This is a genomic window from uncultured Campylobacter sp., from assembly GCF_905373215.1.
Classification (GTDB): Bacteria; Campylobacterota; Campylobacteria; order Campylobacterales; family Campylobacteraceae; genus Campylobacter_B.
Genome location: NZ_CAJPRT010000001.1, coordinates 222602 through 236121, shown reverse-complemented (window position 1 = coordinate 236121; position 13520 = coordinate 222602). Strand labels below are relative to the sequence as shown.

Sequence of the window (13520 nt, the reverse complement as noted above, 5' to 3'; positions counted from 1 at the left end):
AATTTTCCTTTAAATATTATTTATCGGCATGACGACCGTTTTTAAGCCATCCGCGCTAAGCACAAACGCCGTATCGGAGCTGTTAAAATCAAGCTCAAAAATTTCGCTCTCGATATTACTTAAAAAATCAAGCAGAAAGCGATTTTTTACGCCGAAGACTATCTCGCTGTTTATCTCGATCGCCGCTTCAATTTCGGTCTTTGCCTCGGAATTATCCTCGTTGATGCTCTCAAAAACCATTCCATCCTTTTTGATGGTAACCTTCATCTCCTCGCACATCGCGTTTATTGCTCGTACGCCACTTACCATCTTATCGCGCGGAATTGAAATTTTATACGCTGTATCGCTTGGGATCACGCGCTCGTAGTTTGGAAATTTGCCGTTAATAAGCTTTGTAAAAAACTCAAAATTCTCGCTCACCGCTAGCAACACGTTTTCGTCGTAGTAAATTTTAATTTTATCCGAAAATAGCTTTTGAATTTCGCCTATCGCCTTTTTAGGGATTAAAATTTTAGTATCGAGCTCGCCCGCTTTTGATTGAGTGATTAGCTTATAAACGCTAAGTCGCTTCGTATCGGTTCCGACTAAATTTATAAAACCCTCTTTTACGTCGATTAAAGCGCCGTTTAGCTCATATTTTGGATTGTTCGTATCGATCGACGGATAGATCTTTTTAAGGCTTCTGCCTAAAATTCCAGCATTTACGTCAAAGCTGTTTTTACCATCTATTGTAGGAAAGTTTGGAAAATCCCTCGTTTCAAACATCGGAAGCTTGTATTTAGATTTTTTTTGCTTTACAAATAGCGCTCCGTTGACAGTTTCTAAAGTAACGCTATCGTCGCTTAGGCCTTTTATAACGCTAAGAAGTTTGCCTCCGTTTGCCGTGGCTTCGCCTTCTGTTTCTATAGCGACGTTCTGAATATTATAGCTAAGGCCTATTTCATGATCGGTAGCTTTTATACTAAAAATTCCATCTTTTGCACTCATTAAAAGATGCGAAGTTATCGAGCTTAGATCTTTTTTATCAAGATAGGAGCTAGTATTTGAAACTATCTCTTCTAAAAGTTTTTTAGTGATTAACACTTTCATATTTTTATCCTTTTGAATTTTTATCGTTGTAGTAGTTGGCAAGTGATTTTTGTGAAAAACTTATCCTAAAGCTTGTCTTTAGGTAGTTTATCCAGTGAGTAAGTAGCTTTGTTTTATTCACTTTCATTCACCCTTTTTGCTTTATTTTCATAAAGTTTAAATTTCATTCTTATCCTTTTTGGTTATTTTGTTTTTCAGCTCTTCAATTTTTATTTTTAACATCTCATCGGTTTGGATGAGCTCGTTGATTTTTTTGATATTTTTGCTGATGGCGCTGTGATCTTTTAGATTAAAAAATGCGGCGATTTTAGGCATTGAGTTTTGAGTTAACTGTTTGGTTAGATATATGCAAATTTGGCGTGCTTCGACAACGTTTTTAGCTCGCGTTTTGCTTTTTAGCTCGCTAGGTTTTACGTTCAGTTCTTTTGAGATCACCTCTATTACGTGTTCGAGGCTCACGCTTGAATATTTTTGATGGATCTGATCTTGAAGTGTACTTTTGGTAAATTCTAGCGTGATCTTTGTGCGAAGTATTGAGGAATATGCATTTAGTTTGTTTATCGCGCCTTCGATCTCTCGGATATTATCACCCATATTTGCAGCGATGTATTCTACGACGTCGTGTGGAATTCTAACGCGATTTTCTTCGCTCTTTTTATTGATAATAGCGATTTTAGTTTCGAGATCCGGCGGAGTAATATTTGCTATGATGCCGCTTTCAAACCGCGTCGTTAGACGACTTTCAAAGCCTTTTAAAAATTTTGGCGGAAGGTCGTTGGTAAGGACGATTTGGCAGTTTTTGTCTTTTAGCTCGTTGAATGTATAAAAAAGCTCCTCTTGAGCTTTATCACGTCCGATTAAAAACTGAATGTCGTCGATGAGCAAAACGTCACAATTGCGGTATTTTTGTTTAAATTTATCGATTGAGTTGTTTTTGAGATTAAAAACAAAATCATTAGCAAACTGCTCGCTGGTGACGCAAATGACGGTCTTTCCTTTTTTGATGCAGTAATTTCCGATCGATTGAAGCAGGTGAGTTTTTCCAAGCCCGCTAGGCCCGTAGATAAAGAGCGGATTAAAGCGGATTCCAGGCTCTTTCGCGACGGAGACCGAACACTCGAAGGCAAATTTATTTGAATCGCCGATGATAAAATTTTCAAAATTATAATTTTCGCTTAGAATCGTGCTCTTTGGCTTTTCTGAGATGATTTTTACCTTTTCTTTTGGCGAAATTTTAGTTTTTGATGTGATTTTGACGATTACGTCGTTGAGCCCAAATTGTTTTTTGATAAGCTCTTTTATTTTAGTGCCGTATTTTGTCTGGGCGTATTTGGCGATAAACTCGTTAGTTGCGTTGTAGATAAAAAACCCTGGTGTCGAGCTTTTATCGTTAAATTTCAAATTTTTAATGTATCTAGAGTATTCGGTAGGTAAAATTTCCTTCTCTAAATTCGATAAAATTTCTTGTGCTTGCGACGTCGCCATAAAATTCCCTTACAAATTAGATTAGGATTTTAGCTAAATTTCGCTAAATTTGTGGTAAATTTAAGTTTATTCACTTGTGATTAAGCCGTGAATAAGCGTGAAAGAAGGTTATGAAAATTTTAGGAATCGATCCCGGAACTAGAAATTTAGGCTATGCGATTTTGGAAAAAGATGTGAATAAAATCACCCTTATAGAGGCGGGATTAGTGAAAATGAAGGCCGAAAACGTGCAATTTCAAATGACGCAGATGAGCGAGGCGATCGATCAAATTTTTAGCGCTCATAAGATCGATGAGGTCGCGATAGAATCAATGTTTTACGCCTATAATCCGCAGTCTGTTTTAAAGCTCGCTCAGTTTCGCGGCGCGTTGGCCCTTAAAATTTTACAAATTTTTGGGAATTTTGCCGAATATACGCCGCTTCAAGTAAAAAAATCCGTCACGGGCAAGGCAAAGGCGGCGAAGGAGCAGGTTGCGTTCATGGTGAAGCGGATATTGGGGATTAATAAGGATATTAAGCCGCTTGACATTACCGATGCCATAGCTATAGCGCTTACGCATGCAAATGTTATGCGCTTAGCGCCTAAATAGGAGGGTTTATATGAAAATCGCTATTTTGCAAATGGATGTGAAAGTAGCTCAAAATTTTGCAGATTGTGAGCAAAATTTTATCCGCGCGCGCGAGCTTATAGATCGTGCGTTAAAAAGAGGCGCGGACGTAGCGGTCCTACCCGAGGCCTTTAATACGGGCTTTTGCGTACAAAATTTCAAGCGCTTAGCCGACGCGGAAGCTGCGCGAACGAAGGGATTTTTAAGCGAAATTTCGCAAAACTGTGGCGCTGTTTTGATTGGCGGAGCGATAAATTCTAGGCAAGATAAAATTTACAATTCCGCTTTCACCTATCAAAACGGAGCCGAAATTTTACGCTACGACAAGATCCACGCCTTCTCACCCGTTCGAGAAAATGAGATCGTAAGCGGCGGTGATAAGCTAGGCATTTGCGATATAAAATTTCAAAATCGCGCGGTCAAAATCGGCGTCGCGATCTGCTACGATCTACGCTTTTGTGAAATTTTTCGCGCCTTAGCGCTTCGCGGCGCGCAGATAGTTTTTGTAATCGCGCAGTTTGCACAGAGCCGTATAGAGCATTTTATTACGCTTGCTAAGGCCCGCGCGATCGAAAATCAAATTTTTATTTGTGCGGTAAACGGCTGCGGCGATACGGGGCAGGGCGAGAGTTTCGGCGGAAATTCCATGCTGATTGGTCCAAACGGTGAGATCATCGCACGCTTAGGCAAAAAAGAGGCCGTGAAAGTCGTGGATGTAAACTTAGGCGAAATTTTAAAATTTCGCGCTAAAATGGATCTTTTAAAAGATATGAAACCTGAAATTTATAAGGAGTTTTGATGAAAACTTTGGTATTTGTGATCGATATGCTAAACGGCTTCGTAAAATTCGGCGCGATGGCCGATCCTAGCATAGCAAAGATCGCTCCTGCGGTGCTTAAACAGATAGAAGCGGCTAAAAACGTGCATTTCATCTGCGACACTCACGCCGAGCGGGATTTGGAGATGAAGCGCTACCCGGTTCACTGTCTAGTTGGCTCGCCAGAAGCGGAGGTGATCGAGGAGCTTGCGCCCTACGTAAGCGAGCAAAACGTCACTTTCAAGCGCAGCACGAACGGCTTTCATAATTTGGATAAGAAAATTCTGGACGGCTTTGATCGCTTTGTGATTACGGGCTGTTGCACCGATATCTGCGTGATGCAGTTTGCGCTTAGCTTGCGCACCTATCTCAATGAAATTGGCGCTGATAAGGACGTCATCGTTCCGCGAGGTGCGGTAGCTACGTACGACGCGCCGAATCATGAGCGCGGCTACTACGACGAATGTGCGCTAAACTTAATGCAAAATGCGGGAATTTTGGTGATTTAAGCTGCGCTTGGATCAAACAGAATTTTAAGCTAAATTTTGTAGCGTATAATTTAAAATTTAGAGCCGCTCTTAGAATTTTGGAATTTTGTGTTGCTCGTATAATTTTAAAATTTTAATCTTTTTATGGAATTTAGCTTTGTTTTACCGCGACTGCTTTTGCGACGAAAAATCCCACTACCCCGGAAATTATCGAGCCTAAAAATACCGCAAGCTTGTCCGTGTAATGATACATATTGCTGCCGCCGTATGCCAGGCCATCGACGAAAAGCGCCATCGTAAAGCCGATACCACAGATAATTGCTACTGCGTAAAGCTGCGGCCAGCCCGCATTTTCCGGCATGTAAGCAATTTTAGCTTTGATTAAGATCCAGCTGAAAGCAAAAATTCCGATCTGTTTACCAAAAAATAGTCCGAGCATGATGCCCATCGGCACCGGACCGAAAAGAAAACTAGGACTGATGCCCGCTAGTGAGACGCCTGCGTTTGTAAAGGCAAAGATCGGCAAGATGAAGAAATTTACGGGGTAGGCTAGGCCGTGCTCCATATCCTTTAGCATAGAGCCCGAGCGGGTCTTAAGCGGGATACAAAAGCCCGCAAGCACTCCTGCGATAGTCGCGTGGATACCGGAGTTTAGTACCATCACCCACAGCACGACAGCCACGATGATAAACGGAAGCTTTTTATCGACGCCAAGTCTGCTCATCGCTAGCATTATTGCGACACAGGCAGCTGCACCGCCTAGATAGATTGCGTTTATGGTAGAGGAATAAAACAAAGCGATGATTAAAATTGCACACAGATCGTCCATTATCGCAAGCGTTAGGACAAAAATTTTAAGGCTAGCCGGGATTTTTTTACCTAAAAGCGCCATCACGCCCACAGCAAAGGCTATATCTGTCGCCGTTGGGATCGCCCAGCCCTTCATCGCGACGGCATCGCCCCAGTTGATGATCGAAAATATAATTGCGGGCATCATTACTCCGCCCAGAGCTGCGAAGCTAGGAAGTAAAATTTGAGAGAAATGGCGCAGCTGTCCTTCGATTTTTTCGCGCTTGAGCTCAAGTCCGATGGCAAAGAAGAATATCGCCATAAGCACATCGTTTACCAAAAAATGCATCGATTCGTCGAGCTTCGCAGAACCCACGCCTATGGTGAAGCTTAGATGTAAAAACGCTTCGTAATACTTTGATAAAAATTCTACGTTTTGAGCTATGATCGCAAAAACCGCGGATAGAAGTAATATGACGCCGGCGCTACTTTCGCTTGATAAAATTTTCTTAATGATATGTTGCACATGCTTCCTTTAAAATTTTGCTCTAATTTTATGCAAATTTTAATTAAATTTTTATCAAAACGGGCTAGTTGCTCGGTAAATTCGGCATTATTAGCATTGCATAAAGTATTATAAACATTATGATCGTAGGGCCTTCGTTGATCGCACGGAAGTATTTTCCGCTCCTGTGACACTGGTTTTTTTCAAATTTATACATATAATAATACAGCCACAAATGATAACAGATTAGCAAAACTCCGGCTAGTAATTTTATATGAAAATACCCCATTTTCATAAGCCCCGGATTTAAAATGATAAGCATCACGCCGCTAAAAACCGTCACTGCCATCGCTATCCAGCCAATCGCGTGATACAGCATCCGCTCCATCTTTTTAACGACCTTTACGAAATCCGGCTTGTCTAAATTTTCAGCATGATAAACATACAGGCGCGGCATGTAAAACAGCATCGCCATCCATGAAATAAAGCCCGCAAAATGGACAAATTTAAACCAATAGTAACTCATTTTTTCTCCTTAATCTCTTATTAAAATTTCTTTTCGCGCCTCGAATTCTTCTTTAGAAATCGCGCCTTTTTGATACAGCTCAAAGAGCGCATCGACTTTTTTTAGACGTCCTTCGTAGTCGTCTTCCTCAGTCTCGCTTGCAAAAGCATTTAAATCTTCTACCCAAATTCCTACGAAAAATATATCTAGCAAAATCCAAATTCCCCAAATCGCCCAAAACAAAAAGCCCACTAAAAACCACAGCGTAAAACTTCCCAGCCAAAATAGCGCGATTTGAGCAAATCCGCTGATAAATTTGCCGCAATAAATTCTATGCAGTCCGCCGCCGATCGGCATAGCTGCGATCCACGAAAACGCACCTAAAAACCAAAGCGCGTAAGCGATGTAATTATTTCTCTTCATTTTTCTCCTTTTTTGCGGCGCGTAAGCCCTGAAAAATAAAAATCACTACGGCCAGATCTATCATCACGTCGGCAAAATTAAATACCGCAAACTCAAACCATTTATGCCACGCGACATAATCCACAACGCCGCCGCGAATAAAGCGATCGAGCAGGTTCGAACAGCCTCCCGCGAGCATCAGCGCAAACGGCATCCAGTGCTCGCAAAAGAGCTTTTTATGACAAAATACATACGCTGCAAGCGCTGAGATCAGCGCAATCTGGATAAATTTTAAATTTTCGCCCAAAAACGCAAACATCGAAAACGCAACGCCGCGGTTAAGCGTAAGCTCTAGCGAAAAAAACTCCCCCTGCCACGAAAAGCCGTTTAAAAATGTGAGCTTGATCGCTTGATCGATCGCGAAGATCACCACAAAAAGCAGGATAAATTTAATACAGGTCTTAGCCATCTTGCAATCCAAATTTAAATATATAAAGCCTGCGTTTTTTGCCTGTGCTTTTCGTGTGGAGCGGGTAACTTGCCGCGCTGTAAAATTTTATAAAATCGCTATTCATTTAGGGCTTTGGTAAAAAATTTCTCGACCTCGTCCATTCGCTTTTGCAGCAGTTTTTCGTTTTTGCCCTCGATTAAGAGGCGGATAACGTTTTCGGTGCCGGAGTAGCGAAAGAGCGAGCGGATTTTGTCGGCTTTGAGGCTTGCTTCAAGCTCCTTTAGCCCTTTTAATTTCTCAAGCGGCTTTTTATCCGCGATCTTTAAATTTCGTAAAATTTGAGGATACGGCTTAATCATCCCCGAAAATTCGCTTGCCTTCTTTTTCATATCCAGCATGCAGGCGGCGAATTGCAGCGCGCTTGCGATGCCGTCGCCCGTTTTGGCGTAATCGCCGAAGATCACGTGCCCGCTCTGCTCGCCGCCAAAATTTGCGCCTAGTTCGTGCATCGTCTCAAGTACAAATTTATCGCCTACATTGCAGCGATGAAGCGCGATGTCGTGTTTAGCTAAAAAATCCTCCAGCGCAGAATTACTCATCACTGTGGCTACCATTTTATTGCCTGCTAAGCGATTTTTTCCTTTCAAATAGACTGCTAAAATTCCAAGCAGCGCGTCGCCGTGGATGATCTCGCCGTTTTCGTCCACGACTACGAGCCTATCGGCATCCCCGTCGAAGGCAAAGCCGACATCGGCGCGTAATCTTTTGACCTCCGAGGCTAAATTTTGCGGGCTTAGTGCGCCGCAAGCATCATTTATATTTTTGCCGTTAGGCTCGTCGCCGATGACGATAGTTTCGGCTCCCAGTTCATTAAATACGGTAGGCGCGACCCTGTAGCTTGCTCCGTTTGCGCAATCAAGCACCACGCGAAGCCCGTGTAGCGTCTTTTGCTTCGGGAAGGAATTTTTAATATGCACGATGTATCTGCCGATGACGTCGTCTACGCGCTTTGCAGCGCCTATTTGCATCATTTTTGTACGCGCCTCGGCGATGAGTTCGTCGCTGAAATAAATTTTTTCGATCTGCGCTTCCTCTTTTTCGTCGAGTTTGAAGCCCTCGCTGTTGAAAAATTTAATGCCGTTGTCATAGTATGGATTGTGGCTCGCGCTTATCATGATGCCCGCGTCGCAGCGCATGTCCTCGGTGAGAAATGCGATCGCAGGAGTAGGCATCGGTCCGATCTGGCGGACGTTGTAGCCCACCGAGGTAAGACCCGCAACGATCGCTGTTTCTATCATATAGCCGCTTCTGCGGGTATCTTTGCCGACTAAAATCATATTCGTAACGGAATTTTTCCTAAAATAAATTCCCGCTGCCATCGCTACGCGCATCGCAAGCTCGGCGGTCAAAAATTCTCCCGCTTTGCCTCGTACGCCGTCCGTCCCGAAAAGTTTCATTATCAAATCCTTGTATAAAAATCATGAAATTTTACCAGAAAAAGTTTAATCTTAATAAATTTAAACTATATTTAAATTTTACTTAAATTAAGCGTCGATTAAATATTTTTTACGTATAATCGCAGGTTCAAATTTAACCGAAAAGGAACGTTATGGCAAATCACAAATCCGCCGAAAAACGCGCGAGACAAACCATAAAAAGAACGGAGCGAAATAGATTTTATCGCACCAGAGTAAAAAATATCACAAAAGCCGTAAGAGAGGCGGTCGAGAGCAAGGATCTAGACGCAGCAACTCAGGCTCTAAAAACGGCTAATGAAAGCTTTCACAGCTTCGTAAGCAGGGGCTTTTTGAAAAAACAGACCGCGAGCAGAAAAGTAAGCCGCCTAGCCAAACTTGTAAATTCTTTAAAAACCGCCGCGTAAGCGCCCCTTACGCATAAAATTTAAATGCTAGCCGATAAACTAAAGCCTTTTTTGGATCGCTACGACGAGCTTTCGCGCATGCTTAGCGATCCCGCAGTCACCGCAGATATCGCTAATATGACAGCGCTATCTAAGGAGCAGCGCAGTATCGAGCCGATCAAAGAGGCGGCTAGCGAGTATCTTAAAATTTTAAATCAGATCGAAGAAAACAAAGCCCTGCTAAGCGATGCCGATCTCGGCGAACTAGCCAAAGAGGAGCTTAAAAACTTAGAGAGCGAAAAACCGCAGCTCGAAGAAAAAATCAAAATTTTACTGCTTCCGAAAGATCCCAACGACGATAAGAATATCTTTTTAGAGATCCGCGCCGGTACAGGCGGCGACGAAGCGGCGCTGTTTGCGGGCGACCTACTCGGCGCGTATCTACGCTACGCCGATCTTCGCGGATATAAATGCGAGATCGTAAGCACTAGCGAAGGCAGCGTCGGCGGTTATAAAGAAGCAATCTTGCTCGTAAAGGGCGCCGGAGCGTATTCGCGGCTGAAATTTGAAGGCGGCACCCACCGCGTGCAGCGCGTCCCAGAAACGGAGAGTCAGGGCAGGGTGCATACCTCCGCAATCACCGTCGCCGTCATGCCGGAGATCGAGGATAGCGAGATACAGATCAATCCAAACGACCTTCGCATCGACGTTATGCGTAGCTCTGGCCACGGCGGGCAGTCCGTAAATACCACCGATAGCGCCGTTCGCATCACTCACATCCCGACCGGTTTAGTCGTCACCAACCAAGACGGCAAGGATCAGCACAAAAACAAAGAGGCGGCGATGAAGGTGCTGAAGGCGCGCCTTTACGATATGCAGGAGCAGGAGCGCTTAGAAAAAGAGCGCAAAGATCGCAAGGATCAGGTGGGCACCGGCGACCGCTCGGGGCGAATTCGTACCTACAACTATCCGCAAAACCGCATCAGCGACCACCGCATAAATTTAACGCTTTACCGCCTAGACGCGATCATGGCGGGCGGTTTGTTCGACGAGATCATCGATCCGCTCATAGCGCACTCTCAAGCCGAGGCGATCGCAAACGCGGGCTATTGAGCCTTTTAAAATTTAGACCTTACATCCGCCCGCTTTGCCGAATTTTGCCTCGATCAAAAGCACCAAGATGAAGAAAATTTTTTCGTCGTTAAACTTCGCAAGCTCGCGCAGACCTTGATCTGCGCTTACAAGCTTGATGCCGTTTGATTTCAAAATCTCAGCGAGCTCGTCCGACTCAAAGCCCATTTTACCAGCGATTTCTCTGATATTATAGCGCTCGATCGCGCCGATTATGCGATCCATATTACAAAAGCCGGGATTTTTGCGCTTTAAGATCACGTCCAAAAACTCGCCCCAGAGCTTTACGAGCTTCTTTCGCCTCATGATTAGATGCAAAATCGCGACGCAAAGCAGACCCAATCCCGCGATCTTATGCAGACTTATCCACGCCTCGTCGTATTCGCCGCGCGCAAAGCAAGCGCCCGAAAAGCCCAAAATGCAAAGCGCGCAAGCTAGCAGCACGATGAGCGCAAATTTATAAACAATCCCCGCCTTAAGCATCAAATCTCCTTGCTTAGTTTTAAAATTTGGCGGCTTAGGCGTAGCGCCCGCGAACGCTACGGCGGCGCTACGTCTCGTCGGTCGCCGCTATCGTATTGCCTCGGCGTTATTGCGCCGCCCGCACTGCTGCTTCACTTATACGCTCCGTCGCCATCATCGTATCGCGCGTTTGCGCTACTTGCACTGCGCTTTCCCTACATACGCATCCTGTCAATCGCGGTTGCCATATTGCGGCATTTTATGCTGTCGTCGCCGTAATCACGCCGCGCCGCTTTGTGCTGCCGATCCGTCGTCGCGGCAGCGTTGTTCGCTTCGATCGTAGCGCCGTTACGATGATGATTTGCCCAAGCGAAGGTTATGTCATACGGCGCCGAGTAGGTACGTATTGTCGTTCCGCTTCTCGACTACGGCGTGCCATCTGCGCCGCTGACGTAGCCTTCTCATTTGGCGCACTGCTACGTTACAGATCGCCGCGTAGCTTAAAATTTTATCGCGACGCCCCGTATTGAGCAGACTATCTCGCGTTTAAATTTTATCAGCTTAAATTTCCGTACAGAACCGCGATCGCGCACTGCCGACCGACTTCCGAGCTACTCGTTGCGCCGCAAATACTTACCTATGGCGGCGCTATGCCACCGACTGCGTGCAAGTGCCTAGCCGCGTGGGTGCTGATGCCCATGTATGCGAGCACTTAGCGTCTAGGCTAAATTTTATCGCCGCTTAATATAAATGAGTAATTTTAATAAATCTGGATTTAAAAAGATATGAATTTAAAGGCGAAATTCCTGCGGCGAGAAATTTAAACGATAAAATTTAAAGCTCTATCGTCCGCTCGAATATGTCCTCAAGCCCCGCTTGATGCACGATTGCTAGCATGCCGAGGCTAGGCAGATCCGCGCGCAGACCCAGTAGCAGCTCGCGCGCCGAGACGAGATCAAGCGCGGACGTGATCTCATCGGCAAAAACGAAGGTCGGTTTGTGGTAATGAATACGTGCGAAACTAAGCCGCTGCGCCTCCCCGCCGCTTAAAATTTTAACGTAATCGGCGCGCGAGTTTAGCATGCGAGCAAATTTCTCAAGCCCTACGCTGCGTAAAATTTCTAAAAATTCCGCGTCGTCTGCGCACGGCGGCTGTGGATAAGCGATAAGCTCTTTTAGGCTAAGCGGCGCTAGATAGGGCTTTTGTGGGATAAACATCACGCCCGTGCGCGGCAGGCTAATCTCCCCGCGACCGTATCTCCAAAGACCCGCGACGTAGCGCAGAGCCGTGCTTTTGCCCGCGCCGCTCTTGCCTCGTAGTATTATAAACTGCGCAGGTGCAAGCTCGAAGCGTAGATCCTCGATCAGCGGCTCGCCCGCAGGCGTGAAGACCGACAAGCCCTCGCAACGTGCAGAATTTTCGTCGCTTTGTTTGACGCAAGCACGCAGATTTGCACTCTCGCCATCCATGCGCGCGATGAACTCATAGATCCTCTGCACGCTCGCCGCCCACTCCATGATCTGCTTATAATAGTCCATAAACCACGCAAATCCGTCCTGTACGCTGTAAAACGCCGAGCGCGCCTGCATCATATCGCCGAAGCTCATCGCACGCGACAAATACAGCGGCAAGCAGGCAAAGATCGGGATTAAATTCGTGATTTTTAGGTAGCTTGCCGAAAAGCATTCGAGGCGAAATTCCGTATTCATAATGCTGCGCCAATTTCTCATGATCTTGCTGAAGCTCGCGCGGAAGCGGCCGCGCTCGGCATCCTCTCCGCGCATAAAGGCTACGGCTTCTGCGTTTTCGCGCACGAGCAGCAGATCCGAGCGGTAATCGGCTTCAGCGCGCTGCTTAGCAAAATTTAGCCCCCTAAGCCTGCGTCCGATGAGATGCGTAATCAGCGAGCAAAGCAGCGTATAAAGGAGCGCGACGTAGAGCAAAAAGCCCTCGATCTCAAAGCGCATGCCGAAAATTTCAAATTTCAGCACCTTCGAGACCTGCCACAAGATCGCGACGAAGGCGATGAGCTTGGCGAGATTATAGACGAGCGATTTTACGAGATCGACGCTTTTTTGCACGAGCAGTAGGCTGTCCTCGGCGATACGCTGATCGGGGTTGTCTAGCTTTGCGATCGTTTTTGAAATTTCACGATCTGCGCGAGTTTTAGATGAAATTTTTTTCTCGCTTGCGCCGCTTTGCTCTGCTGTATTTTGCTTCGCCGCGCTCGGTAAAATTTCAAGCCCCTTTGAGTCTTTATGTAAAGCCGCGCTGTCTGCCTCGGCTGCGGAACACTCTGCGCGCTCGTTTAAATTCGCGTCGCTTGATTTTTCTAAATTTGATCCGCCCCTGGCGCTAAAATTTCCATCAAGGCTCGTGCGGTAGAAGTTTGCGTTATGTAGCCATTTGCGCTCCATCATCGCGCTTAGCCGCTCGCGCCAGACGATTACGAGTAGTTTGCGAAGCCAGCTACCGCAGACGATGAAAAGCACGATGAGCGCCGTGTAGAGCAAAAACTCGCCCACGAGCGCGGGAATGAGCTCGCCTTTAAGCTCGCTTAGCGCGTCGTAAAAGCGCTTGTCCCACGCGTTCATCAGCACGCTAATCTTGATGATAGCGAGGCTAAAACCAAGCGCGAGCAGCAGCAGTGCCCACAGCTTCGCCGCGCCCTTGCCGAACCAGTGCGGACGTAGAATTTCAAAAAATTGCTTTAGTGTTTTCAAATTTTCTCTTTAAATTTTAAAATTTAGCGCCGGTTACAGCGAGATCGCGGGATTAAATTTGATCCCGCAGACTCGCGAGCGGATTTATGCTCGCAAGTCTGCGCGTTTAATTCGCTTGGAATTTCGCGGGATTAAATCGCGAGATTAAATTTATCGCCCCTGCCCGCATCGCCTGCGATCGCCCGCACTAATCAATCGCTAAT

Annotated in this window: 14 protein-coding genes; 5 read left to right on the top strand and 9 right to left on the bottom strand. The window is 45.6% G+C overall.

Translation table 11 applies throughout. The annotated features are described in order from the left end of the window. Positions 1-9: 9 nt before the first annotated feature. Complete coding sequence (gene dnaN / locus QZ176_RS01125; RefSeq protein WP_295150516.1) at positions 10-1089, bottom strand: DNA polymerase III subunit beta; 1080 nt, start codon at positions 1087-1089, stop codon at positions 10-12. Positions 1090-1245: 156 nt separating this feature from the next. Next, on the bottom strand, positions 1246-2574 hold the full coding sequence (gene dnaA / locus QZ176_RS01120; protein ID WP_295150513.1) for a chromosomal replication initiator protein DnaA: 1329 nt from the start codon (positions 2572-2574) through the stop codon (positions 1246-1248). A 110-nt stretch (positions 2575-2684) separates the two neighbouring features. Here dnaA and ruvC point away from each other — a divergent pair, with 110 nt between their 5' ends. The 3 genes from ruvC to QZ176_RS01105 are packed head-to-tail and all read left to right on the top strand — an operon-like array spanning position 2685 to position 4508. Beyond that, complete coding sequence (ruvC, locus tag QZ176_RS01115) at positions 2685-3164, top strand: crossover junction endodeoxyribonuclease RuvC (RefSeq protein ID WP_295150510.1); 480 nt, start codon at positions 2685-2687, stop codon at positions 3162-3164. A 10-nt stretch (positions 3165-3174) separates the two neighbouring features. Then, positions 3175-3981: a nitrilase-related carbon-nitrogen hydrolase gene (locus QZ176_RS01110; RefSeq protein ID WP_295150507.1), complete on the top strand. Its 807-nt coding sequence runs from the start codon at positions 3175-3177 to the stop codon at positions 3979-3981. Further along, on the top strand, positions 3981-4508 hold the full coding sequence (locus QZ176_RS01105) for an isochorismatase family cysteine hydrolase (protein ID WP_295150504.1): 528 nt from the start codon (positions 3981-3983) through the stop codon (positions 4506-4508). Before QZ176_RS01110 ends, QZ176_RS01105 begins: the two co-directional genes overlap by 1 nt. A 130-nt stretch (positions 4509-4638) precedes the next feature. Here QZ176_RS01105 and nhaA read toward each other — a convergent pair whose 3' ends face one another. The 5 genes from nhaA to glmM form a co-directional block, all read right to left on the bottom strand. Next, positions 4639-5802 (bottom strand): Na+/H+ antiporter NhaA, encoded by a 1164-nt coding sequence (gene nhaA / locus QZ176_RS01100; RefSeq protein WP_295150501.1) that lies wholly within the window; start codon positions 5800-5802, stop codon positions 4639-4641. A 64-nt stretch (positions 5803-5866) separates the two neighbouring features. Then, complete coding sequence (locus tag QZ176_RS01095; protein WP_295150499.1) at positions 5867-6307, bottom strand: CopD family protein; 441 nt, start codon at positions 6305-6307, stop codon at positions 5867-5869. 9 nt (positions 6308-6316) lie between these two features. Then, complete coding sequence (locus tag QZ176_RS01090; RefSeq protein WP_005872930.1) at positions 6317-6709, bottom strand: NINE protein; 393 nt, start codon at positions 6707-6709, stop codon at positions 6317-6319. Next, a complete protein-coding gene (gene lspA / locus QZ176_RS01085) occupies positions 6696-7157 on the bottom strand; it encodes a signal peptidase II (RefSeq protein ID WP_295150494.1) in 462 nt (153 codons plus the stop codon). The genes QZ176_RS01090 and lspA overlap by 14 nt, the downstream gene beginning before the upstream one ends. Positions 7158-7255: 98 nt before the next feature. Continuing rightward, positions 7256-8596 (bottom strand): phosphoglucosamine mutase, encoded by a 1341-nt coding sequence (gene glmM / locus QZ176_RS01080; protein ID WP_295150492.1) that lies wholly within the window; start codon positions 8594-8596, stop codon positions 7256-7258. 152 nt (positions 8597-8748) lie between these two features. Here glmM and rpsT point away from each other — a divergent pair, with 152 nt between their 5' ends. Further along, a complete protein-coding gene (gene rpsT, locus QZ176_RS01075) occupies positions 8749-9021 on the top strand; it encodes a 30S ribosomal protein S20 (RefSeq protein WP_291938896.1) in 273 nt (90 codons plus the stop codon). Between the two features lie 24 nt (positions 9022-9045). Continuing rightward, positions 9046-10113, top strand: coding sequence for a peptide chain release factor 1 (gene prfA, locus QZ176_RS01070; protein ID WP_295150488.1), 1068 nt, complete (start codon positions 9046-9048; stop codon positions 10111-10113). 12 nt (positions 10114-10125) lie between these two features. On the opposite strand, the gene QZ176_RS01065 is transcribed toward prfA, so the two are convergent. Together QZ176_RS01065 and QZ176_RS01060 are read right to left on the bottom strand one after the other, a co-directional pair. Continuing rightward, entirely contained in the window at positions 10126-10614 is a 489-nt protein-coding gene (locus QZ176_RS01065; protein WP_295150485.1) for a chemotaxis protein, read from the bottom strand. A gap of 813 nt (positions 10615-11427) precedes the next feature. Beyond that, entirely contained in the window at positions 11428-13317 is a 1890-nt protein-coding gene (locus tag QZ176_RS01060; RefSeq protein WP_295150482.1) for an SbmA/BacA-like family transporter, read from the bottom strand. Positions 13318-13520: the final 203 nt, after the last annotated feature.

Bases quoted from the DNA above. Each gene is read 5' to 3' on its own strand.
- dnaN (WP_295150516.1), bottom strand. From the start codon at position 1,089: ATGAAAGTGTTAATCACTAAAAAACTTTTAGAAGAGATAGTTTCAAAT.
- QZ176_RS01090 (WP_005872930.1), bottom strand. From the start codon at position 6,709: ATGAAGAGAAATAATTACATCGCTTACGCGCTTTGGTTTTTAGGTGCG.
- ruvC (WP_295150510.1), top strand. From the start codon at position 2,685: ATGAAAATTTTAGGAATCGATCCCGGAACTAGAAATTTAGGCTATGCG.
- dnaA (WP_295150513.1), bottom strand. From the start codon at position 2,574: ATGGCGACGTCGCAAGCACAAGAAATTTTATCGAATTTAGAGAAGGAA.
- rpsT (WP_291938896.1), top strand. From the start codon at position 8,749: ATGGCAAATCACAAATCCGCCGAAAAACGCGCGAGACAAACCATAAAA.
- prfA (WP_295150488.1), top strand. From the start codon at position 9,046: ATGCTAGCCGATAAACTAAAGCCTTTTTTGGATCGCTACGACGAGCTT.
- glmM (WP_295150492.1), bottom strand. From the start codon at position 8,596: ATGAAACTTTTCGGGACGGACGGCGTACGAGGCAAAGCGGGAGAATTT.
- QZ176_RS01105 (WP_295150504.1), top strand. From the start codon at position 3,981: ATGAAAACTTTGGTATTTGTGATCGATATGCTAAACGGCTTCGTAAAA.
- lspA (WP_295150494.1), bottom strand. From the start codon at position 7,157: ATGGCTAAGACCTGTATTAAATTTATCCTGCTTTTTGTGGTGATCTTC.
- QZ176_RS01110 (WP_295150507.1), top strand. From the start codon at position 3,175: ATGAAAATCGCTATTTTGCAAATGGATGTGAAAGTAGCTCAAAATTTT.
- QZ176_RS01065 (WP_295150485.1), bottom strand. From the start codon at position 10,614: ATGCTTAAGGCGGGGATTGTTTATAAATTTGCGCTCATCGTGCTGCTA.
- QZ176_RS01095 (WP_295150499.1), bottom strand. From the start codon at position 6,307: ATGAGTTACTATTGGTTTAAATTTGTCCATTTTGCGGGCTTTATTTCA.